Below are 19,525 nucleotides of genomic sequence, written 5' to 3' on the forward strand. Positions count from 1 at the left end.
GGGGGTCCTGGCGTGTGACGCGGAGGTCGTCCCCGTCCTCGTCGACCGGGATGGGAGTCCGCTGGACGTCGGGCGGAGCGTGTACGCGTTCCCCACCAAGATCCGCAGGGCGGTCCTCGCCCGCGACGGGGGCTGCACCTTCCCCACCTGCACGAGGCCGGTCGGCTGGTGCCAGCTCCACCACCTGACCGCCTACAGCGCAGGAGGAGCGACCAGCGAGCGGAACGGGACCGCGCTGTGCGGGTACCACCACCGCCTCGTCCACCGCCAGGGCTGGCGCGCAGAGCTCACCGGCGCCCAGGTCATCTGGCACCCACCCGACCGCGGCTCACCGCGCGTGCCACCACCACCCTGGATGCCCGCCCTCGACCAGCTCATCCAGGCCTGGACCCAGCGCCAGCACCCCTCCGCGGCCTGACCGGCGGAACCCAGGCCGGCTTGACGAGGGTGTTGTCACCCAAGTGTGCTCGACCAGCCACGGCTGCATCAGTTGGATTGATTGGGCCGCCGCACCGGCTCGCGGAGACGCCCTGCCCTCAGTTCCCTGATCGTGGACTGCTGCCGCAACTTATCGAGCGCCAACTCATCGCCCCACTCCCCGCTGTCACCCAACTCCCGCCACAGGAGAGTCCCCGGTGACTCGGCAGCGCGCGTGAAGTCAGCGTCTTGCTCCGACAAGCGGCCATACCCACCGTGCGGCTTGGGGAGACCCAAACGAACGCCAACTTGGTGCAGCTCCTTCTGGGTCGCGCACGCGACGAGGAACATCAGGTCCTCGAGGCTGCTGGGGTCACGTCCCCACCACGTCCAGACCTTCATGCGAGCCCCGCCGCTGCCCCTCATGTACCGAACCTAGCCAGCGCTGGCGCTGACCCGCACGGGATCGAGACGGCGTACTGGCGGTTCGTGGGCTTCCCCGCCTGGGTGCCTCCGGTCAGTGCCCCGCAGCGGCGCGGGCACTGACCGGCGAAACGGGTCTCAGCTCTCCCGCACCGGCCGGTACACGAGGTGCAGCACGCCCGTGGGCAGCGCCTCCGACGACAGCAGGTCCAGCGGCGTCCGCCCCAGCTCGTCGGTCCAGCGGCGCTCACCGGAGACGACGATGGGGTCGACGAGCAGGTCGAGCTCGTCGAGCAGCCCCGCCTCGAGCAGCGACCGCACCGTGGTGAGGCTGCCGGAGAGCCCGATGGTGCCCTCGGTGCGGTCCCGCAGCGCCCGTACCTCGTCGAGGCTGCGCAGGATCGTCGTGCCCTGCCAGTCGGCGGTCTCCAGGGTCGTGGAGAGGACGAACTTCGGGATGGGGTTGATGAACTCCGCGAAGTCGTCGGTGTCGTTGCCGGGCCAGTACTGCGACCACTGGTCGTACAGGCCGCGCCCCATGAGGTAGGCCTCGCAGCGTGCCGTGTGGCGGTCGACGGCCTGGCCCATGGCGTCGTCGAAGTAGGGCATGTGCCAGCGGTCGGGCCGCTCGGCCGATCCGTCGACGGTGGTGAACAGGGCTGCGGCGATGCGTCCCACGGGAGGTCTCCTCGGGTCGGTCGTGGTGTCGGGCAGGAGGACTCGACCGCCGACCGGAACTCATCGCTGGCCGGGCAGCACCTGCACCTTGACGCCGGCGCCGCTGCGCATGAGGTCCAGCGCCTGGGGGAACTCGGCCAGCGGCAGCGCGTGGGTCAGCAGCGGGTCGACCGTCACGGCCCCGGAGGCCATGAGCTGCAGCGCCGGCCCGAAGCTGTGGAGCACGGCCATGGAGCCGATGATGCTCAGCTCGTCGTTGTAGACCCGGAACGGCGGGACGGCGGCGCGGGCGTCGGCGTGCGCGACGCCGAAGACGAGCATCCGCCCGCCGCGGTCCAGCGCGCCGAGGGCGCCCTCGATCGCCGGCACGGCGCCGGTGACGTCGACGGCGGCCTGGAACAGCTCGCCGTCGAGCTCGGCGATGTCGGTCGCCGTGGCGGCGGCCCCCAGCTGGGTCGCCAGGGGCAGCCGGTCGGGGTTGCGGTCGACGACGACGACGCGCGCGCCGCTGCGCTGCAGCAGCTGCTGGATGAGCAGCCCCATCGTGCCGGCGCCCACGACGAGGAAGGACTCCCCGGCCTCGGCCCCGATGCGGTTGAGCCCGTGCACCGCGCACGAGAGCGGCTCGACGAGCGCGCCCTGGCGGAAGGTCATGTCGTCGGGCATGCGGTAGCAGTTCGCGGCGGGCACGGCGACGTACTCGGCGAAGGCGCCGTCCACGGTGTCGCCGACCGCGCCCCAGTACTCGCAGAGGTTGCCCCGCCCGACGCGGCAGAACCGGCAGCGCCCGCAGAACAGCGACGGGTCGACCGCCACGCGGTCGCCGACCTGGACGCCGCCGTGCGCGGCGCCGGGCACGTCGGCGCCCACGGCCACCACCTCGCCGCTGAACTCGTGCCCGGGCACGAGGGGGTAGGGCGACGGCGGGAACTGGCCCGCCGCGATGTGCAGGTCGGTGCCGCAGATGCCGGTGGCGCCGACGCGCAGGACGACCTCCCCGGCTCCCGGGGAGGGGTCCGGCACCTCTCCCACCCGCACCTGGCCCGGCTCGTCGATGATCGCAGCGCGCATGGGGGGAGCCTGGCCCTCCCCGGCCCCGAGCGCCACCACCGGGGGCCCGCTGGGCCTCACCGAGCGCTCGGCGGGCCGATCAGCCCGAGCCGGGCAGCGCGGCGGACGGCGTCCGTGCGGGTGGCCGTGCCGAGCTTGGCGGTGGCGACGGCCAGGTGGCGCGCCACGGCGCCCTCGGCGAGCTGGAGCTCCGCGCCGATCTCCGCGTCGGAGCGCCCCTGCCCGGCGAGGGCGAGGACGGCGACCTCGCGCCCGGTGAGCACCGGCACGTCGTGCTCGCCGACCAGCCCCGCGGGGGCGCGGTGCACGAGCGAGAGCGTGAGCACCTCCGGCTCGGTGGCCACGCTCGCGCGGATGGCGGCCACGAGCTCGTGGTGGCCGATGGTCTTGATCAGGTAGGCGGAGGCGCCCTGGAGCAGCAGCAGCCGGGCCAGCGAGGTGTTCTCGTGCATGGTCAGCACGACGACGCGGGCGTCGGGGACGGCGCGGCGCAGGTCGGCCAGCGTGGTGAGGACCGACTGCCCGGGCATCTCGACGTCGAGCAGGACGACGTCGGGCGCGAAGGCTCCGGCGAGGCGCACCGCCTCCTCCCCGGAGCCGGCCTCGGCCACGACCTGGACGTCGTCGTGCAGGTCGAGCAGCGCTCGCAGGCTCTCGCGGAAGATGCGGTGGTCGTCGACGAGCAGCACCGTGGCCGGCGCGGCGGCGCCGGAGTTCACGGCCGCCCTCCGCCGAAGGGGACGGTGAGCACGACGCGCACGCCGCGCCCGGGCGCCGTCTCCAGCGCGACGCCGCCCCCCAGCCCCTCCGCGCGCTCGCGCATCGACGACAGCCCCAGCGAGCGGGTCGTGTCGACCGCCTCCGGGTCGAAGCCGGCGCCGTCGTCGGCGACCACGGCGAGCAGGACGCCGCCGCGCACGCTGATCGTGACGTCCAGCCGCGTCTTGGTGCTGTCGTGGGCCAGGGCGTTGCGCACCGCCTCGCGCAGCACGAGGTACGCCTCCTCCTTGACGTACCCGGGCAGCACCCCGGCGTCGTCCGGGCCCTCCTGGACCACCGCGACGGCCAGGCCCTCGGGCGCCACGTGGTCGAGGTGCTCGCGCAGGGACTGGGCGAGCCCGCGGGCGCCGACGGTGTCGCGCAGGCGGGTCGCCATGTCGCGGACGTCGTTGAGGGTGTCGAGCAGCAGCTGCCGCGTCGCGGCCAGGCGCTCGAGGTCGGGGGCGCCGCCGGTGTGCAGGACGTGCAGCGCGAGGTCGACGCCCTGCATGGCGGCGCCGATCCCGTGGCTGGTGCGGTCGTGCAGGTCGCGCGCGACGCGGCGGCGCTCGTCGAGGTTGGCCTCGCTGATGCGGTCGAGCAGGACGTCGACGTAGGCGACCGCCGCGGCCATGAGGAGGTCGTCGATGCTGGCGTCCAGCGCCACCGCGACCGCCTCGGGCGGGGTCTCGCGGTAGTGGCCCAGCAGGCGCGGCAGGGCGACGCGGAACAGGCAGCTGGCGGCGATGAGCGACTGCGTCGGGTGGACGCCGGCCCGGGCGCGCCGGCGTCCGATCTCGTCGCTGGGGACCTCCGCCGCCGACGGCTCCGGCGGCACCCAGGGCGCCGTCGCCGCCTCGTCCGGCGGGGCGCTGAGGCGCGCGTGCGTGCGGGTGACCACGCCCAGGCTCCGCACCCGCATCTGGAGCAGGTCCGCCGGGTCGGCCACCAGGCGCGGGGTCTCGCGCTGCAGCACCGCGGCGAACTCCTCGACGATCTCGGCGTCGAGCTCGGCCCGGTCGAGGCGCTTCATGACCACGGGTCACAGCATGGCGCAAACCCGCCTCGCGTCGCGCCCGGCACCTGCTCAGGCGGGCGGCGCCCACGCCGGGTCGCGACCGGCGAGCCCCAGCGCGCGGTCGAGCGCCGGGGCGTCGTCGGGCACGGCCACCACCGGGCCGAACAGCCCCTCCCGGCCCGCCGCGTGCTCGGGCAGCGCCGCCTCGGTGGTGAACGCCAGCACGGCGGCCGTGGAGCCGGGGTCGCAGCCGAAGCGCTGCCCGGTGGCGCGGGCGAGGTCCAGCCGTGCAGGACCAGCTCGTCGAGCACCACGACGTCCATCACCTCCGCGGCGGCGGGCCCGAGGTCGAGCACGGGCTCCTCCAGCGGGAGCGGCGGGTGAGGTGCCGAGGGGCAGACCGCTGCGGCGCGCGGAAGTGATCGGCGGACGGGGGCGTTGGCGCCAGAGCACCCCCTCGTCCCGAAAGGCCTCGCGATGACCCTGCCGCTGTCCATCCTCGACCTCGCCCCGATCGACCCGGGGGCGTCCGCCAGCGACAGCATCGCCGCCAGCGTGGCCCTCGCCCGCACCGCGGAGGAGCACGGCTACTCCCGCGTCTGGTACGCCGAGCACCACAACATGGCGAGCATCGCCTCGTCGGCCACCAGCGTGCTCATCGCGCACGTGGGCGCCCACACCTCGACCATCCGGCTCGGGGCCGGCGGCGTGATGCTGCCCAACCACTCTCCGCTGACGATCGCCGAGCAGTTCGGCACCCTCGAGGCCATGTACCCGGGGCGGATCGACCTGGGCCTGGGCCGCGCGCCCGGCTCGGACCAGAGCACCACCTACGCGCTGCGCCGCGACCCCGCCGCCTCCGAGGCCTTCCCGCAGGACGTGCTCGAGCTGCAGGCCTACCTGGCCGGGGAGTCCCGCGTGCCCGGCGTCGAGGCGATCCCCGGCAGGGGCTCGAAGGTGCCGCTGTACATCCTCGGTTCCTCGCTCTTCGGCGCCCACCTCGCCGCGGCCCTCGGCCTGCCGTACGCGTTCGCCTCGCACTTCGCCCCGCAGGCGCTGGAGGCGGCGCTGGCGACCTACCGCCGCGAGTTCACGCCCTCGCCGCAGCTGGACGCGCCGTACGCGATCGCCGCCGTCAACGTCATCGCCGCCGACACCGAGGCCGCGGCGAACGAGCAGCTGCAGGCCCGCCGTCGCGGCCTGGCCACCGCCCTGTTCGGCCGGGGGCGCACCTTCTCCGACGACGAGGCCGAGGCGTTCCTGGCCTCGGGGGCCGGCGCCCACGTCGACTCGATGATGACCTACACCGGCGCCGGCACGCCGTCGCAGGTGCGTGAGTACCTCGAGGCCTTCCGCGCCCACACCGGCGCCGACGAGCTGATCGTCGCCCACGGCTCGCCCACGACCGAGGCCCGCCTGCGCTCGGTGGCGCTCACGGCCGAGGCGATGGACAGCGTCAGCGCCTAGGCGACAGGGTCGGGGTCCGTGAGCACGTCGACGACCGCCTCCCTGCCGGGGCGCCCGGGGCCGGCGCCCCGGGTGAGCATCCCCGTCCCGTTCGTCTCCCTGCCGCTGCGGCGGTTCCTGGCCACCGAGGCCGGCAGCGCGATGCTGCTGCTCGGGGCGACCGTGGCCGCGCTGGTCTGGGCGAACGTCCCCGGAGCCGGTTACGAGGCGTTCTGGCACACCGAGGGCGCCTGGCGGATGGGCGGCTGGGAGCTGTCGCTGGACCTGCGCCACTGGGTCAACGACGCCGCCATGGCCGTCTTCTTCCTCGTCGTCGGCCTGGAGATCAGCCGCGAGGTCACGGTGGGGGAGCTGCGCGACCCCCGCGCCGTCGTCGTGCCCGCCCTCGGGGCGCTCGGCGGCCTGGCGCTGCCCGCCCTGCTCTACCTGGCGCTCAACCCCTCGGGGCCCGAGATGGCCGGCTGGGGCATCCCCATCTCCACCGACACGGCGTTCCTCGTCGGCGTCCTGGCCCTGTTCGGGCCGCGCTGCCCCGACCAGCTGCGGCTGTTCCTGCTCACCCTCGCGATCGTCGACGACATCGGCGCGGTCACCGTGATGGCCGTCTTCTACACCGAGGACGTCTCGGTGCCGGCGCTCGTGGCCGCCGCGGCGCTGGTCGTGGTGCTGGCGCTGCTGCGCTGGGCCGGGGTGTGGCAGCTCGCGCCCTACGTGCTCGTCGGCATCGCCCTGTGGGGCGCGGTGTACGCCTCGGGCGTGCACCCGACGCTGGCCGGCGTGCTGGTCGGCGTCCTCGTGCCCGCCGCCCGGGTCGACCCGGAGCAGCGCGAGCGGCTGCGCACCTACGGCGCCGCCGTGGTCGAGCACGCCGACCCGCTGCGCGTGCGCCTGGCGACGACCGCCGCCCGGGCCACCGTCCCGGCGAACGACCGGCTGCAGGACGCCCTGCACCCCACGAGCGCCTACCTCGTCGTGCCGGTCTTCGGCCTCGCCAACGCCGGGGTGGTGCTGGACGCCGGTGCCCTGGCCGACGCCGCCACCTCCTCGGTGACGATCGGCGTGGTGGTCGCCCTGCTGCTCGGCAACGCCGTCGGGATCTCCGCGCTCGCGGCCCTGGCCCTGCGCACGGGGCTGGGCGACCTGCCCGGCCGGGTGCGCTACGGGCACCTCGTCGGCGGGGCGGTGCTCGCCGGGATCGGCTTCACGATCTCGCTGTTCATCACCGACCTGGCCTTCGACGACGAGGCGCTGCGCAGCCAGGCCAAGATCGGCGTCCTCGCCGCGTCCCTGCTCGCGGCCGTGCTCGGCTCGCTGGTGCTGCGCTACCTGGGCGAGCGGTCACCGCTGTGCACCGTGGACGACGACGCCGGCCCGCCGCCGCTGCCGACCGGCCCCTGGCGCGACCCGACGCTGGGCTGAGCGGTCAGCGGCCCAGGCCGAGCGAGGCCCGCAGGGCCGCCAGCTCGACCCGGCCGCTGTAGAGCCGGCCGTCGACGAAGAGGGTGGGCGTGCCCCGGACGCCGGCGCGCACGCCGTCGGCGTAGTCGGCCTCGACCGCCGGGCGGTGCGCCTGCGCGGCCTCCCCTGTGACCGCCCCGGCGCCCACCTGCGCCGCGTAGCGCTCCAGGTCGGCGTCGGCCAGGTGGTCCTGGTGGGTGAACAGCAGGTCGTGCAGGTCCCAGAAGCGCTCGCCGCTCGCCTCGGCGGCCAGGGCCGCGGTGAGCGCGAACGGGTGCTTGGTGAACAGCGGGAAGTGGCGGAAGACGAGCCGCACCGCGCCGTCGGAGCCGTCGACGAGGCGGCGCAGCACCGGCGCCGCGGCCGCGCAGTAGGGGCACTCGAAGTCGCCGTGCTCGACCACGGTGGTCCTCGCCGCGGGGTCGCCGTAGACGTGGCGGTCCAGGTCGACGGCGGTCGTCGTCTCGCTCACGCGCGGGACGCTAGCTCAGGCGGAGCGCTGCGCGCGGCCCCGGGCGACGGCCAGGTCGGGGTCGGCCTCGACCTGCACCGCCTCGAGGCCGGGCGCGGCCAGCAGCCGCTCGACCTCGGTCGTCGAGACGCCCCGGCGCACGACCGGGTGCAGCGTGGCGGTGACGAAGGCGCTCGCCAGCGGGCGGGGCAGCGGGCCGAGGTCGATGAAGGCCTGCCACTGCGCGCGCGGGGCCGCGGCGTGCAGCTCGGCCACCAGCAGGCGGCCACCGGGCGCGAGGACCCGGGTGGCCTCGCGCACCCCGCGGGCGCGGTCGGGCCACTCCTTGAGCGAGAACAGGGCCAGCACGACGTCGAACGCGGCGTCGGGCAGCGGCAGGTCGAGGGCCGAGCCGCGCACGACGCTCGCGCCGCCGGCCCGGCGCCGCGCGGCGGACACGAGGTGGGCCGAGGGGTCGAGGCCGGTCAGCACGAGGTCGGGTCGGCGCTGCGCCAGCGACGCCAGCGCCTGGCCGCCGCCGCACCCGACGTCGAGCACCCGGGCGCCGGGCGGGGCGGTGCGGACGACGTCGTCGAGCGCCGGCTCGGCGGCGCGCAGCGCTGCGGGGGCGAGGAGGGCGTCGTACAGCGCCGCGCCGGGGCGGGGGTAGCTGCGCGACCGGCTGCTCGGCGTCATCGCGCCAGTCTGGCCGGGGGCGGTCAGCGGCGCAGGCGGGCGTGCACGTCGTCGACGCTGGTGGCCGTGGCCCGCAGGCCCGTGCCGGCCAGGCCGCGCTCGGCGAGCAGCAGCTCCGCCGCCACCAGCCCGGTCTCCAGGGCGGCGGCGTCGCAGGCGGCGGGGTCGTCGCCCTCCTCCACCACGAGCACGCGCACCGTGAAGAACCGCAGGTCGGCCTCGTAGGTGAGGCTGCCCGTCGGGGTGTGCTCGGCGCTGAAGATCGAGTGCTCGTCGAGCCGCTCGGTGAGGGCGGCGCGCGTGGCGGCGTCCAGGCCGGTGAGCCGGCCGCGGACGGCGACGCGGTAGGTGCGCTGCACGGGGGACTCCTCGGGTGGTGGGCTCCCAGTCCGCCACACCCCGCGAGGCGCCCGCAACGGGGTTTCCGCGGCGGGCACCGCGCTCAGGCGCGGCGCCGCGCGGCGATGACGTTGTCGAAGACGGTGGCGCTCGCCCCGTCGTGGTGCGTGACCGTGCGGGAGGGGGTGTCGCACCGCTCCCGGTGCCACCGGCCCGGGTCGAGCGCCAGCGAGTCCCACGTCTCCTCCGCGGTCGGGAAGCCGGCGTGCGCGTGCCCGGAGGACGGCGCCCACGACGGCGCCGAGGCGTGCTCGACGACGACGAGGAGCCCGCCCGGCGCGACCGCTGCGGCGGCCGCCCGCAGCACCTGCCCCCGCGGCAGCTCGACCGGCGACTGCAGGTAGGCCGCCGCGACGAGGTCGAAGCGCCCGGTGGGGGAGGTGCGGGCGAGGTCGTGCTGCTCGACCCGCACGCGCTCGCCCACGCCGGCACGCGCGGCGGCGGCCGTCACGCGCGCCAGCGCGGTGGGCGAGACGTCGACGGCCGTCACGCTCCAGCCCCGCCGGGCCAGCCAGACGGCGTCCCCGCCCTCGCCGCAGCCGAGGTCGAGCGCGGTGCCGGGCGCCAGCTCGCCGACGACGTCGACGAGCAGGGCGTTCGGCCGCCCGCTCCACACGGCGGGGCGCTCGCGGTAGAAGCCCTCCCAGAAGGCCCCGGTCTCGTCGGCGGTGGTCACCGCAGGGCTCCCGAGAGGCTGTCGCGGTCGGCGCGCAGCCGCGCCACGGCCCGCGCCGCGTCCTCGGCGACGAGGTCGCCGTTGAGCGCCGCCGCGGCGGTGAGGCCTTCGGCGGCGGAGGTGATGACCTGCGCCATCGGGCTGCCCGCGTTCCCGACCACCCGCACGCCGGCCACCGCGGTCGTGCCGTCCGGTGCGGCCGCGACGCGGGTGCCCACGACGTGGCCGCCGACCGCGACCTCCTCGGTCTGGAGGCCGAGGCCCGCCGGGACCCGCGCGTCGACCCGCGTCGCGACCACGAGCGCCCGGCGGGGGACCACGCGGCCCCCGGCCAGCCTCACGCCCGACAGCCGGCCCCCGGTGACCTCCAGGCCGGTGACCTCGCCGTCGACGACCGCGATGCCGCGGGCGGCCAGCTGCTCCCCCTGCTCGCCGGTGGGCTCGGGCGCGGTGTGGAGGAAGAGCGTCACGTCGTCGCTCCACTGGCGCCACAGCAGCGCCTGGTGCACGGACATCGGGCCGCTGCCCAGGACGCCGACCGGCTGGTCGCGGACCTCCCACCCGTGGCAGTAGGGGCAGTGCAGGACGTCGGTGCCCCACAGGTCCGAGACCCCCGGGACGTCCGGCAGTCGGTCCGCGGCGCCCGTGGCCACGAGCAGGCGGCGCGCGGTGACCGCGCGGCCGTCGTCCAGGTCGACGCGGAAGGCGGTGCGCTCACCGGGCAGCGCCCGCGCCGAGGCCACGCGCCCGTCCACCACCTGCCCCCCGTGGCCCGCGACCTCGGCGCGGCCGAGCGCCACGAGGTCCGCCGGAGCGGTGCCCTCGCGGCCGAGGTAGTTGTGGACGCCGTGCGCGGGGGCGTTCCGCGGCTCGCCGGCGTCGACGACGAGCACCGAGCGCCGGGCCCTCGAGAGCGCCAGGGCGCCGCTCAGCCCCGCCGCCCCACCTCCGACCACGACCACGTCGTAGGACTCCTGCAGCTGCTGACCGTCCACGGCTCCTCCTCGGATCGCCCCAGCGGCCGCCCGGTGGCGTCCGCTGCTCCGCGACAGTGCTCCGGTGGGGCCCGAGTTGACAAACGTCGTTGCTGTCCTGGCAAACTGCTGGCGTGGAGGACGGACGGGATCCCGCGGTCGAGGGCGTGCTGTCGGGCGTGGGCGCGCGGCTGCGCGGCCTGCGCCAGGAGGGCGGCGCGACGCTGGCCGAGCTCAGCGCCGCCACGGGCATCTCGGTGAGCACGCTGTCGCGCCTGGAGTCCGGCCAGCGCCGGCCGACGCTGGAGCTGCTCCTGCCGCTGGCGCGCGTGCACCAGGTGCCGCTCGACGAGCTCGTGGACGCGCCGGAGACCGGTGACCCGCGCATCCACGCCCGCCCGGTCGTCCGGAACGGCATGACCCTGCTGCCGCTGACCCGTCGCCCCGGCGGGATCCAGGCCTACAAGATGGTGCTGCCCGGCGGGTGGCCCGGGCGCGAGCTGGAGCAGAAGACCCACGAGGGCTACGAGTGGGTCTACGTGCTCTCCGGACGCGTGCGCCTGCTGCTCGGCGAGCACGACCTGCTCATGGTGGCGGGCGAGGTCGCGGAGTTCGACACGCGCACGCCGCACGCGCTGGCCAACCCCGACGCCGTCCCGGCCGAGCTGCTCTGCCTCATGGGCCCGCAGGGCGAGCGCGCGCACGTCCGGGCCCGGCCCAAGGGCCGCTGAGGGGACCGGTGCTAGGACTGGGGCCCACACCGTCGAGGGGAGGGGGCGCTCCCGTGCCGTCCTGGGTCGAGCACGCCGTCTTCTGGCACGTCTACCCGCTGGGGTTCCTCGGCGCCGAGCGCACCGCGGCGGAGGCGGGCGACGCCGTCCAGCACCGCCTGCCGCGGCTGCTGCCGTGGCTCGACCACGCGGTCGAGCTGGGCGCCTCGGGGCTGCTCCTGGGCCCCGTCTTCGCCTCCGAGACCCACGGGTACGACACCACCGACCACCTGCGGATCGACCCGCGCCTCGGCGACGACGCCGACTTCGACGCCCTCGTCGCCGCGACCCGCGCGCGCGGGCTGAGGGTCGTGCTCGACGGCGTCTTCAACCACGTCGGGCAGAGCTTCCCGCTCTTCCAGCGGGCGCTGGCCGAGGGCCCGGGCTCGGACGCCGCGCGCTGGTTCCGCCTGCACTGGCCCGACGGCTGGACGCCGGGGAGCGGCCGCCCGGCCCACGACGACTTCGAGGGCCACTCCGCGCTCGTCGCGCTGCGCCACGACGAGCCGGCCGTGGCCGACCACGTCACGACCGTGATGGACCACTGGCTCGACCGCGGCGCCGACGGCTGGCGCCTGGACGCCGCCTACGCCGTCCCGCCCGCGTTCTGGGCGTCCGTCCTGCCCCGCGTGCGCGAGCGGCACCCCGACGCGTACGTGGTCGGCGAGGTCATCCACGGCGACTACGCCGCCTTCGTCGCGGCCTCGGGCGTGGACGCCGTGACGCAGTACGAGCTGTGGAAGGCGGTCTGGAGCTCGCTCAACGACCGCAACGCCTTCGAGCTCGCCCACGCCCTCGAGCGGCACAGCCGCTTCGCGGAGGCCTTCGCGCCGATGACGTTCGTCGGCAACCACGACGTCACCCGCATCGCCAGCCGCCTCACCGACGTCCGCCACCTGCCGCACGCGCTCGCGGTGCTCATGACGGTGGCGGGGACGCCGTCCGTCTACGCCGGCGACGACCACGCCTTCCGCGGGGTCAAGGAGGACCGCGCCGGTGGTGACGACGCCGTCCGGCCGGCCTTCCCGGCCACCCCCGCGGAGCTGTCGCCGCTGGGGGAGCCGGTCTTCCACCTGCACCAGCAGCTCGTCGGCCTGCGCCGCCGGCACCCGTGGCTGCACCGGGCGAGCACCGCGACGCTGGTGCTGTCCAACCGGCTGCTCGCCTACCGGGCGCGGTCGGGGGAGTCGGAGCTCGTCGTGGCGCTGAGCACCGACGACGCCCCGGCGCGCGTGGACCTCCCGTCCACCGGCCGGGTCGCCGCCGGGAGCGGGACGGCGTCCGCGGACGGCCGTGCGGTGGACCTGCCCCCGCACGGCTGGGCCGTCGTCGAGCCGGCCTGACCGCGGCGCGCTCAGGCCCGGGCCGCCTGCGGCGCCGCGTCGTCGTAGGAGTCCTCCGACAGGCTGCGGTGGTGGGACTCCCGGGCGACCACCATCGTCACCACCGCGATGAGGGAGGTCACCGCGACCATGAGCGCCACCGGCCAGGACGCGCCGTCGGCCCACAGGACCAGCGAGGTGGCCAGCAGCGGGGTGAAGCCGCCGAGCAGCACCGAGCCCGCCTGGTAGCCGATGGACACTCCGCTGTACCGCTGTGAGGGGCGGAACAGCTCCGCGTAGAAGGCCGCGAGCGGCCCGTACACCGCCGCGTGCCCCAGGACGAGCACCAGCGTCAGCGACGCGGTGATCGCCACCGGGTCGCCGCCCTCGGCGACGAGGAAGAGCGGGTACGCGGACACCGCCAGGAACAGCCCGCCCCAGATCATCACCGGGCGCCGGCCGATCCGGTCGGACAGGCGGCCCCACAGCGGCAGGACGAGCATGTCGGCCGAGGCGGCGATGACCACGGCGGTGAGCACGACGTCGCGGTCGACCCCGGCGTTGTCGGTGAGGAACGCGATGATGAAGACGGTGTAGATGTAGTAGTTGCCGGCCTCGGCGAAGCGGGCGAAGAAGGCGATCAGCAGCTCGCGGCGGTGCGAGCGCAGCACGCTGACGAGCGGGCTGCGCTCGTGGTCCCCGCGGGCCTCGGCGTCCTCCCGCTTCTGCTTGGCCTCGGAGAAGTTGGGCGTCTCGGCGATGCGGAACCGGATGAACATGCCGACGACGGCCAGGACGATGCTGATGAGGAACGGGATGCGCCAGCCCCAGGACTCGAAGCGGGCGTCCGAGAGCGAGCTCACGACGGCGAACGCCGCGGTGCCCAGCACCAGCCCCGCCGGGACGCCGATCTGCGGCAGCGACCCGTAGAACCCGCGACGGCGCTCCGGCGCGTACTCCACCGCCATGAGCACCGCGCCGCCCCACTCGCCGCCGACCGCGACTGGCAGGGCCGGGACTGGACCCCCGCCTCAGGGCGCCCGGCCGCCCACCCCAACGCGCGGTTCACCGTCCCGGCGTCCCAGTGCCTCTCCATGGCGCCGGACTGGGACGACCCCGAGGGGGTCCCGATCGACGTGATCGTCTTCGGCGGGCGCCGGGCGCACGACGTGCCCCTCGTGGCGCAGGCCCGGGACTGGGCCCACGGCGTCTTCATGGGCGCGACCGTCTCCTCCGAGCAGACCGCCGCGGCGGAGGGCGCGGTCGGCGAGCTGCGCCGCGACCCCTTCGCGATGCTCCCGTTCTGCGGCTACAACACGGCCGACCACTGGGCGCACTGGCTGGCGCTGGGCGAGGCGCTGGGCGAGCGGGGGCGCCCGCAGGTCTTCAGCGTCAACTGGTTCCGCAAGGGGGCCGACGGCCGGTACCTGTGGCCGGGTTCGGCGAGAACTCCCGCGTGCTGGCCTGGGTCGTGGCGCGCTGCGAGGGGCGGGTCGGGGCGCAGGACAGCGCCGCCGGCCTCCTCCCGCACCCCCAGGACCTCGACCTGACCGGCCTGGACCTCGACGAGGCCCGGCTGTCGGAGCTCCTCGCCGTCGACCCCGGCGCCTGGCGCCAGGAGGCGGAGCGCGCGGAGGCGTTCTTCGCCGGTTTCGGGGACCGGCTGCCCGCCCCGCTGGCCGAGCAGGTCGAGCACCTGCGCTCGCGGCTGGGAGCCCCGCGCGGCGCCTAGGCGAGGCTGCGGGCGAAGTCCCACACCGCGACCAGCACGTCGGCCGTCGTGTCCACGACGACGCCGATGCCGGCGACGACGTCCACGCCGGCCAGCTGCAGGAGCGCGCAGGCGAGCAGCAGCACGAGGACGACCAGCACCGGCTTCATGCTCCCAGTGGAGCACGCCGGGCCGTCCTGCGTCAGTGCCCGGGGCAGGTGGTGGCGTCGGTGCCGTCGTCCTCGACGCCGTCGGCGAAGCCCTCGGAGTCGAGGACCGGCGCGTAGCCGAGGTCCGCCCGGGCGGTGGAGAGGTCCCACCGCTGGCGGGTGTTCGCCGAGACGCCCGGGTAGACGCCCGTGAGGACCCCGCCGGGGCCCTGTGCCTCCAGGGCGCGGGTGACGAGCTGGCGCAGGTCGTCGGGCCCGAGCCAGCCGCCGAGCTGGCTGCGCTGCGCGGGCTCGGGGACGGTGGCGCCGAGGCGCAGCCCGACGGTGCTCAGGCCGTGCTGGTGCGCGTAGACGCTGGCGATCGCCTCGTCGAAGGCCTTCGTGGCGCCGTACGGGCAGCACGGCGCGGGCGCCCACGTGGCGTCGATCGGGACCCTGCCGCCGACGTCGTACTGGCCCATGGCGTGCACCGAGCTGGCGTAGACCACGCGGGAGGCGCCGTGCTCGTGCGCGGCGCCCAGGAGCGCGACGAAGCCGTCGACGTTGGAGCCCTCGAGGTCGTCCCACGGCGCGGAGGGGCGCGGGTCGCCCGCGAGGTGGACGACGGCGTCCACGCCCTCGACGGCCCGCGCCAGCAGCTCGCGGTCGGTGAGCTCGCCGGTGACGACCTCGACGCCCGACGGCGCCTCGGGCGCCTCGCGGTCCAGCAGCCGCAGCTCGTAGCCGCCCAGCCCCGGGAGCAGCTGCTGCCCGACGCTGCCCCCCGCTCCTGTCAGCAGCACCCGTCGACGACCCATGCCGGGATGCTCGCGCACCCCGGGCCCGTCGGCATCCGCTGGCGTCAGGGCGGCCCGGCGTGCCGGGCCGCGAACTCGCCCGGCGTCATCGCCGTCACCCGCGCGAAGTCGCGGATGAAGTGCGGCTGGTCGGCGTACCCCAGCGCGGCCGCGACCTCGCCGAGCGTCGTGGTGCGGGCGCGCAGCAGCTCGGCCGCCTCCTGCAGCCGCCGGCGCTGGATGAGCCACTTCGGCGTCAGGCCCAGCCGGCGGTGCACGAGCCGCTGCAGGGCGCGCTCGGACAGGCCGAACGCGGCGCAGACCTGCGCGACCCGGGTGACCCCCCGGTCGCCCTCGACGAAGGCCACGACCTCGTTGACGAGCTCCCCCTCCGCGTCGACGGGGAGGAACGGCCGCAGGGCGTCGCCGCAGGCGTCCATGGCGGCCTGGTGCGCCTCCGGGGACGTGGGGTCGGCGGCCATCGCCGCGCGCACCCGGGCGACCAGCCGCTCGCCCTCGGCGCCCAGGACCTCGGCGAGGTCCACGGCCCGGTCGGTCGAGGCGGCCATGGGCGCGCCGGTGAGCAGGAATCCGGCCGCCGGGGCGCACATGAGCCCGACGGCCCAGCCGTCCCCGCTCAGCGTCGTCGTCGACAGCCCCGACACGACGCCGTAGAAGCGGGCGTAGTCGCCCGAGACGACGACCAGGGACACCGGGTACTGGAGCACCCTCTGCTCGGCCTCCTGGCCGGGCGGCACCGACCACACGGGGATCCAGAAGCGCTGCAGGAGGCCGGCGAGCTCCGGCGGCGGCGCGTACCGGTGCATCACGTGGGAGGCGTCGCGCGGGTCCTTCAGGTGCGCGCGCTCGATCGGGTCGAGCCGCACCGGGGCGGCGCCGGCCAGGTCGCTGTCGGGTTTCATCAAGACCCAGCGTGCCGCAGGCCGCCACCCTCGGGCCATGAACACCACCGCGACGGCGTACGACGCCGCCGAGCAGCCCCTGACCGCCCTCCTCGACGCCGTGCCCGCCGACCGCTGGGCCGCCCCGTCGCCGTGCGAGGGGTGGTCGGCCCGCGACGTGCTGGCCCACCTCGTCTCGACGCAGCGCGAGTTCCTCACCGGGCACGGGATCGACGTGGGGGAGGCGCCGGACCCGGCCGCCGACCCCGCCGCCGGCTGGCGCGAGCACGCGAAGCGGGTGGCCGAGGCGCTCGCCGACGACGCCGTGCCGCAGCGGGCCTTCGACGGCTTCTTCGGCCCCACGACGGTCGGCGCCGCCTTCGAGCAGTTCTACGTCTGGGACATGGTCGTGCACCGCTGGGACCTCGCCCGCGCGGTCGGGGCGGACGACGCGCTCTCGGACGCCGAGCTGGACCGGGTCGAGGCCGGCGCCGACAGCTTCGGCGACGCCCTGCACGCGGAGGGGATCTGCCGCCCGGAGGTCGTGCCGCCGGCCGGCGCGGACCGCCAGGCGCGGGTGCTCGCCCGGTTGGGGCGCCGGGTCTGAGGCCTCCGGCCCGGCGCCGATCAGCCGGGGAGCTGGGCCGGCGCTCCGAGGAGCCGCCCCAGCGCCGAGGCCGCCAGCGCCTCCCCGCACAGCAGGCTGACGAGCACGAGCAGCTGGAAGCGGGCGGCGTCGGCGGGGCTCGCCCCGCCGAACAGGGCGCCGATGAAGGCGCCGGGCAGGGTGACCAGCCCGACGGTGCGGGTCTGGTCCAGCGCCGGCAGCAGCGACTCCCCGATCGCGGCGCGCACGACGTCGGCGGTCGCCCGGCGCGGGGCGGCGCCCAGCGCCAGCCACCCCTCGACCTCCTCGCGGCGGCTGCGCAGCCCGGCCAGCAGGTGGCGGCCGGCCAGGACGGTCGCGGTCATCGTGCCGCCGGTGACGATCCCGCCCAGCGCCAGCAGGTAGCGCGGCTCGAGGGCCGCCGCGCCGGTGGTGAAGACGACCGCCAGGGTGGGCACCGCGCCGGCGAGCACCGCCAGCGGCACGGCGCGCCGCGCCCCGGGCAGGTCGCGCAGCCGCCCCGCCGCGGTGGCGCTCGCGACGGTGACCATGACGACGAGCACCGCCCCCGCGGCCAGCGGCAGGGTGAAGACCGCGCGCAGCACCAGGGCGATGACGGCGAGCTGCACCGCCGCCCGCCCGACCGCGCGCAGCACCGCGCCCGGCAGCGGCACCCGCGCGGCGGCGAGCACGCCGGCCGCCACGGCCACGAGCACCACGAGCGCGGCGACGAGCCGCACGTCCTCGCTCACCGCAGCGGCGCCAGCCCGAGAGCCTCGGCCCTAGGCGGGGCCGAAGCGCTCCACGCGGATGCTGCCCGCCGGCACGCCGACCTCGGCCAGCAGCCGCTCGGCTGCCCCGGCGAAGCCCGCGGACCCGCAGACGTACACCGTCGCGCCGTCGACCACGTGCGGCGCCAGGTCGGCGGCGGTGAGCCGGCCGGGCGGGCGCGGGAAGCCCGGGGGGACGGCGCGGCTGAGCACCAGCGTCGACTCCTCGCCGTACTCGTCGGCGTAGAAGAGGTCCTCGCGGGTGCGCGCGGCCACGACGAGGTGCAGGGGCACGTCGAGCCCCAGCGCACGGCGGTGGCGCACCATCGCCATGAGCGGCACGACGCCGGAGCCGCCGCCGACGAGCAGGGCCGGCGTCCGGCCGTTCCAGACGAACCAGCCGCCGAACGGCCCGCGCACCTCCAGCTCGTCGCCGACGCGGACGGCGTCGTGCAGGTAGCCGGAGACCTCGCCGTCGGCGAGGCGCTCGACCGTCAGCTCGATGTGGCCGGCGTCCTCCGGCGGGCTGGCCACGCTGTAGGAGCGCTCGGCGCGGTAGCCGTCGGGAGCGGTCAGGCGCACGACGTAGTGCTGGCCCGGCACGTGCGCGTTCCAGACCGGCAGGGCGAGGCGGAACGTGCGCGCGTGCGAGGTCTCCACCCGCACCTCGACGACCCGGCCGTGCTGCCACTCCCGGCGCGCGCCGCCGGTGGGCGGGCGCCGCAGCGGCGGGCCGCCGAGGGTGGGCAGCGGAGGGAGGTCGCCGAGGGTGGGCAGCGGCGGGAGGTCCGGCAGGTCGGGAAGGGGGCGCTCAGCCACCCGTCAGTCGCCCTGGTAGCGCTGCTCGAGCCACGGGTCGCCGCGGTCGTGGTAGCCGTTGCGCTCCCAGAAGCCGGGCTCGTCGTGGTCCAGCAGGCGCAGGCCGGCGATCCACTTGGTCGACTTCCAGAAGTACAGGTGCGGCACGAGCATGCGCACGGGGCCGCCGTGCTCGGCGCTCAGCGGCTGGCCCTCGTGCGCCCACACCAGCCACGCCTTCCCGCCGGTGACGTCCTCCAGCGGCAGGTTGGTCGTGTAGCCGGTGCTCGCGTAGGCCACCACGTGCGAGGCGCGGCGGTCGACCTGCACCTGGCCGAGCAGCGCGTCGAGGCTGACGCCGGTGAAGCTCGTGTCGAGCTTCGACCAGGTCGTGACGCAGTGGATGTCGCCCTGCCACGTCTCGTCGGCGAGGGCGTGGACGTCGTCCCACGACCACTCCTTCGCCTCGGCCACGGCGCCGTCGACGCGGAACGACCAGCGCTCGGTCGTCACGTTCGGGGTGGCCTCGGCGGTCAGCACCGGCCAGGAGCTGCCGACGTCGTACTGGCCGGGGGGCAGCCGCGGGTCGCGACCGCGCCGGCCCTGGAAGAGCGAGCTCATGGCGGACCTCCTCAGGTGATCGCCGACATTCTCGCGCGTGCCGTGACGGCGCGTCGACCAGGGTGGGCGGTCAGCGCGGGGCCGTGACCACGGCGGCGAGCACCAGGGCCGGCAGCCCGAGCCCGAGCGCGGGGCCGGCGCCGAGCAGCAGCGGCACGACGGACAGCAGGGCGACGTCCGGGCCGCGCGCCAGCCGCGAGACGAGGCCGGTGGGCACCGGGCCCGCGTCCGTGACGACGACCGGGCCCATCCCCGCGGCGGGGCCGGGCGCCGAGGACGCCGCCCGGGCCGCGCCGGCGGTGCCGGCCAGAGCCACGGCCACCGCCGTCCACAGCGGGGTGCCGAGGGCGAGCACGGCGAGGAGGGCCCAGGCGGTCGCCAGCACCAGCGGGGCCGCGACGAGCGCGCCGCGCAGCGCCGCCGGGCGGAACGGCAGCGCGCGGGCGAGGCCGGGGGAGCGGGCCGCCGAGGCGAGCCCACCGGCTGCCGCGCGGGCGAGCGCGGTGGCGCCGAGCACCGCCACGAGCGTCCCGCCGAGCGGGCCCAGCAGGGCCTGCGCCAGCGGGGGCGCCACGACGAGCGGCACCGCGG

The 19,525-nt window shown here is 76.4% G+C and carries 24 protein-coding genes and 1 pseudogene; 7 read left to right on the top strand and 18 right to left on the bottom strand.

Annotated features, from left to right (window positions below; genetic code table 11):
- On the top strand, positions 1-418 hold a 418-nt coding region (locus AC5FZL_RS08125), incomplete at its 5' end, for an HNH endonuclease signature motif containing protein (RefSeq protein ID WP_493618067.1).
- 560 nt (positions 419-978) lie between these two features.
- On the opposite strand, the gene AC5FZL_RS08130 is transcribed toward AC5FZL_RS08125, so the two are convergent.
- The 5 genes from AC5FZL_RS08130 to AC5FZL_RS08150 are packed head-to-tail and all read right to left on the bottom strand — an operon-like array spanning position 979 to position 4,591.
- Complete coding sequence (locus AC5FZL_RS08130; RefSeq protein ID WP_493618068.1) at positions 979-1,518, bottom strand: dihydrofolate reductase family protein; 540 nt, start codon at positions 1,516-1,518, stop codon at positions 979-981.
- A 60-nt stretch (positions 1,519-1,578) separates the two neighbouring features.
- Positions 1,579-2,589 (bottom strand): zinc-dependent alcohol dehydrogenase family protein, encoded by a 1,011-nt coding sequence (locus tag AC5FZL_RS08135; RefSeq protein ID WP_493618069.1) that lies wholly within the window; start codon positions 2,587-2,589, stop codon positions 1,579-1,581.
- A 56-nt stretch (positions 2,590-2,645) separates the two neighbouring features.
- On the bottom strand, positions 2,646-3,308 hold the full coding sequence (locus tag AC5FZL_RS08140; RefSeq protein WP_493618070.1) for a response regulator: 663 nt from the start codon (positions 3,306-3,308) through the stop codon (positions 2,646-2,648).
- A complete protein-coding gene (locus AC5FZL_RS08145) occupies positions 3,305-4,381 on the bottom strand; it encodes a sensor histidine kinase (RefSeq protein WP_493618090.1) in 1,077 nt (358 codons plus the stop codon). The genes AC5FZL_RS08140 and AC5FZL_RS08145 overlap by 4 nt, the downstream gene beginning before the upstream one ends.
- Positions 4,382-4,435: 54 nt before the next feature.
- Positions 4,436-4,591 carry a hypothetical protein gene (locus AC5FZL_RS08150; RefSeq protein WP_493618071.1) on the bottom strand — a complete coding sequence of 52 codons (156 nt, stop codon included), beginning with the start codon at positions 4,589-4,591 and terminating at the stop codon, positions 4,436-4,438.
- A 252-nt stretch (positions 4,592-4,843) separates the two neighbouring features.
- Between AC5FZL_RS08150 and AC5FZL_RS08155 the strand changes: the two genes are divergently transcribed.
- Both AC5FZL_RS08155 and nhaA read left to right on the top strand, forming a co-directional pair.
- On the top strand, positions 4,844-5,833 hold the full coding sequence (locus tag AC5FZL_RS08155) for an LLM class flavin-dependent oxidoreductase (protein ID WP_493618072.1): 990 nt from the start codon (positions 4,844-4,846) through the stop codon (positions 5,831-5,833).
- Between the two features lie 18 nt (positions 5,834-5,851).
- Positions 5,852-7,252 (top strand): Na+/H+ antiporter NhaA, encoded by a 1,401-nt coding sequence (gene nhaA, locus AC5FZL_RS08160; protein ID WP_493618073.1) that lies wholly within the window; start codon positions 5,852-5,854, stop codon positions 7,250-7,252.
- A 4-nt stretch (positions 7,253-7,256) separates the two neighbouring features.
- Here the strand turns inward: nhaA and AC5FZL_RS08165 are convergent, their stop codons facing one another.
- From AC5FZL_RS08165 to AC5FZL_RS08185, 5 genes are all read right to left on the bottom strand, one after another.
- Positions 7,257-7,763, bottom strand: coding sequence for a DsbA family protein (locus AC5FZL_RS08165; protein ID WP_493618074.1), 507 nt, complete (start codon positions 7,761-7,763; stop codon positions 7,257-7,259).
- A gap of 15 nt (positions 7,764-7,778) precedes the next feature.
- The gene (locus tag AC5FZL_RS08170; RefSeq protein WP_493618075.1) at positions 7,779-8,438 is read right to left on the bottom strand and encodes a class I SAM-dependent methyltransferase; all 660 of its coding nucleotides are present in this window, start codon (positions 8,436-8,438) and stop codon (positions 7,779-7,781) included.
- Positions 8,439-8,461: 23 nt separating this feature from the next.
- Positions 8,462-8,797 carry a DUF6204 family protein gene (locus tag AC5FZL_RS08175; protein WP_493618076.1) on the bottom strand — a complete coding sequence of 112 codons (336 nt, stop codon included), beginning with the start codon at positions 8,795-8,797 and terminating at the stop codon, positions 8,462-8,464.
- Between the two features lie 83 nt (positions 8,798-8,880).
- On the bottom strand, positions 8,881-9,513 hold the full coding sequence (locus AC5FZL_RS08180; RefSeq protein WP_493618077.1) for a class I SAM-dependent methyltransferase: 633 nt from the start codon (positions 9,511-9,513) through the stop codon (positions 8,881-8,883).
- The gene (locus AC5FZL_RS08185; RefSeq protein WP_493618078.1) at positions 9,510-10,508 is read right to left on the bottom strand and encodes an NAD(P)/FAD-dependent oxidoreductase; all 999 of its coding nucleotides are present in this window, start codon (positions 10,506-10,508) and stop codon (positions 9,510-9,512) included. The genes AC5FZL_RS08180 and AC5FZL_RS08185 overlap by 4 nt, the downstream gene beginning before the upstream one ends.
- Positions 10,509-10,621: 113 nt before the next feature.
- Between AC5FZL_RS08185 and AC5FZL_RS08190 the strand changes: the two genes are divergently transcribed.
- The gene (locus AC5FZL_RS08190) at positions 10,622-11,218 is read left to right on the top strand and encodes a helix-turn-helix domain-containing protein (RefSeq protein ID WP_493618079.1); all 597 of its coding nucleotides are present in this window, start codon (positions 10,622-10,624) and stop codon (positions 11,216-11,218) included.
- A gap of 53 nt (positions 11,219-11,271) precedes the next feature.
- The gene (locus AC5FZL_RS08195) at positions 11,272-12,600 is read left to right on the top strand and encodes an alpha-amylase family glycosyl hydrolase (protein WP_493618080.1); all 1,329 of its coding nucleotides are present in this window, start codon (positions 11,272-11,274) and stop codon (positions 12,598-12,600) included.
- An 11-nt stretch (positions 12,601-12,611) separates the two neighbouring features.
- Here AC5FZL_RS08195 and AC5FZL_RS08200 read toward each other — a convergent pair whose 3' ends face one another.
- A complete protein-coding gene (locus AC5FZL_RS08200; protein ID WP_493618081.1) occupies positions 12,612-13,547 on the bottom strand; it encodes an MFS transporter in 936 nt (311 codons plus the stop codon).
- A 33-nt stretch (positions 13,548-13,580) separates the two neighbouring features.
- Between AC5FZL_RS08200 and AC5FZL_RS08205 the strand changes: the two are divergent.
- Positions 13,581-14,311: pseudogene (locus tag AC5FZL_RS08205) on the top strand (phosphoenolpyruvate carboxykinase domain-containing protein); the annotation flags it as partial.
- Here AC5FZL_RS08205 and AC5FZL_RS08210 read toward each other — a convergent pair.
- Genes AC5FZL_RS08210 through AC5FZL_RS08220 form a run of 3 tightly spaced genes read right to left on the bottom strand, consistent with a single transcriptional unit; the run spans position 14,308 to position 16,159 of the window.
- Entirely contained in the window at positions 14,308-14,460 is a 153-nt protein-coding gene (locus tag AC5FZL_RS08210; protein ID WP_493618082.1) for a hypothetical protein, read from the bottom strand. The pseudogene AC5FZL_RS08205 and the gene AC5FZL_RS08210 overlap by 4 nt on opposite strands.
- A 32-nt stretch (positions 14,461-14,492) precedes the next feature.
- Positions 14,493-15,257: an NAD-dependent epimerase/dehydratase family protein gene (locus tag AC5FZL_RS08215; RefSeq protein ID WP_493618083.1), complete on the bottom strand. Its 765-nt coding sequence runs from the start codon at positions 15,255-15,257 to the stop codon at positions 14,493-14,495.
- Between the two features lie 44 nt (positions 15,258-15,301).
- Positions 15,302-16,159 carry an AraC family transcriptional regulator gene (locus AC5FZL_RS08220; RefSeq protein WP_493618084.1) on the bottom strand — a complete coding sequence of 286 codons (858 nt, stop codon included), beginning with the start codon at positions 16,157-16,159 and terminating at the stop codon, positions 15,302-15,304.
- 37 nt (positions 16,160-16,196) lie between these two features.
- Here AC5FZL_RS08220 and AC5FZL_RS08225 point away from each other — a divergent pair, with 37 nt between their 5' ends.
- Complete coding sequence (locus tag AC5FZL_RS08225; protein WP_493618085.1) at positions 16,197-16,745, top strand: TIGR03086 family metal-binding protein; 549 nt, start codon at positions 16,197-16,199, stop codon at positions 16,743-16,745.
- Between the two features lie 20 nt (positions 16,746-16,765).
- On the opposite strand, the gene AC5FZL_RS08230 is transcribed toward AC5FZL_RS08225, so the two are convergent.
- From AC5FZL_RS08230 to AC5FZL_RS08245, 4 genes are all read right to left on the bottom strand, one after another.
- The gene (locus tag AC5FZL_RS08230) at positions 16,766-17,497 is read right to left on the bottom strand and encodes an ABC transporter permease (protein ID WP_493618086.1); all 732 of its coding nucleotides are present in this window, start codon (positions 17,495-17,497) and stop codon (positions 16,766-16,768) included.
- A gap of 30 nt (positions 17,498-17,527) precedes the next feature.
- A complete protein-coding gene (locus tag AC5FZL_RS08235) occupies positions 17,528-18,292 on the bottom strand; it encodes a ferredoxin reductase (protein WP_493618091.1) in 765 nt (254 codons plus the stop codon).
- A 45-nt stretch (positions 18,293-18,337) separates the two neighbouring features.
- Positions 18,338-18,934 carry a sulfite oxidase-like oxidoreductase gene (locus AC5FZL_RS08240; RefSeq protein WP_493618087.1) on the bottom strand — a complete coding sequence of 199 codons (597 nt, stop codon included), beginning with the start codon at positions 18,932-18,934 and terminating at the stop codon, positions 18,338-18,340.
- Between the two features lie 70 nt (positions 18,935-19,004).
- Positions 19,005-19,525 (bottom strand): DUF6297 family protein (locus AC5FZL_RS08245; protein WP_493618088.1); only part of this gene is annotated, 521 nt, incomplete at its 5' end.

The organism is Quadrisphaera sp. DVD1, assembly GCF_058932755.1.

Excerpts from the sequence above, each read along its gene's own strand:
- AC5FZL_RS08135 (WP_493618069.1), bottom strand. The coding sequence starts at position 2,589 with ATGCGCGCTGCGATCATCGACGAGCCGGGCCAGGTGCGGGTGGGAGAG.
- AC5FZL_RS08145 (WP_493618090.1), bottom strand. The coding sequence starts at position 4,381 with ATGAAGCGCCTCGACCGGGCCGAGCTCGACGCCGAGATCGTCGAGGAG.
- AC5FZL_RS08155 (WP_493618072.1), top strand. The coding sequence starts at position 4,844 with ATGACCCTGCCGCTGTCCATCCTCGACCTCGCCCCGATCGACCCGGGG.
- AC5FZL_RS08170 (WP_493618075.1), bottom strand. The coding sequence starts at position 8,438 with ATGACGCCGAGCAGCCGGTCGCGCAGCTACCCCCGCCCCGGCGCGGCG.
- AC5FZL_RS08200 (WP_493618081.1), bottom strand. The coding sequence starts at position 13,547 with ATGGCGGTGGAGTACGCGCCGGAGCGCCGTCGCGGGTTCTACGGGTCG.
- AC5FZL_RS08210 (WP_493618082.1), bottom strand. The coding sequence starts at position 14,460 with ATGAAGCCGGTGCTGGTCGTCCTCGTGCTGCTGCTCGCCTGCGCGCTC.
- AC5FZL_RS08215 (WP_493618083.1), bottom strand. The coding sequence starts at position 15,257 with ATGGGTCGTCGACGGGTGCTGCTGACAGGAGCGGGGGGCAGCGTCGGG.
- AC5FZL_RS08220 (WP_493618084.1), bottom strand. The coding sequence starts at position 16,159 with ATGAAACCCGACAGCGACCTGGCCGGCGCCGCCCCGGTGCGGCTCGAC.
- AC5FZL_RS08225 (WP_493618085.1), top strand. The coding sequence starts at position 16,197 with ATGAACACCACCGCGACGGCGTACGACGCCGCCGAGCAGCCCCTGACC.
- AC5FZL_RS08240 (WP_493618087.1), bottom strand. The coding sequence starts at position 18,934 with ATGAGCTCGCTCTTCCAGGGCCGGCGCGGTCGCGACCCGCGGCTGCCC.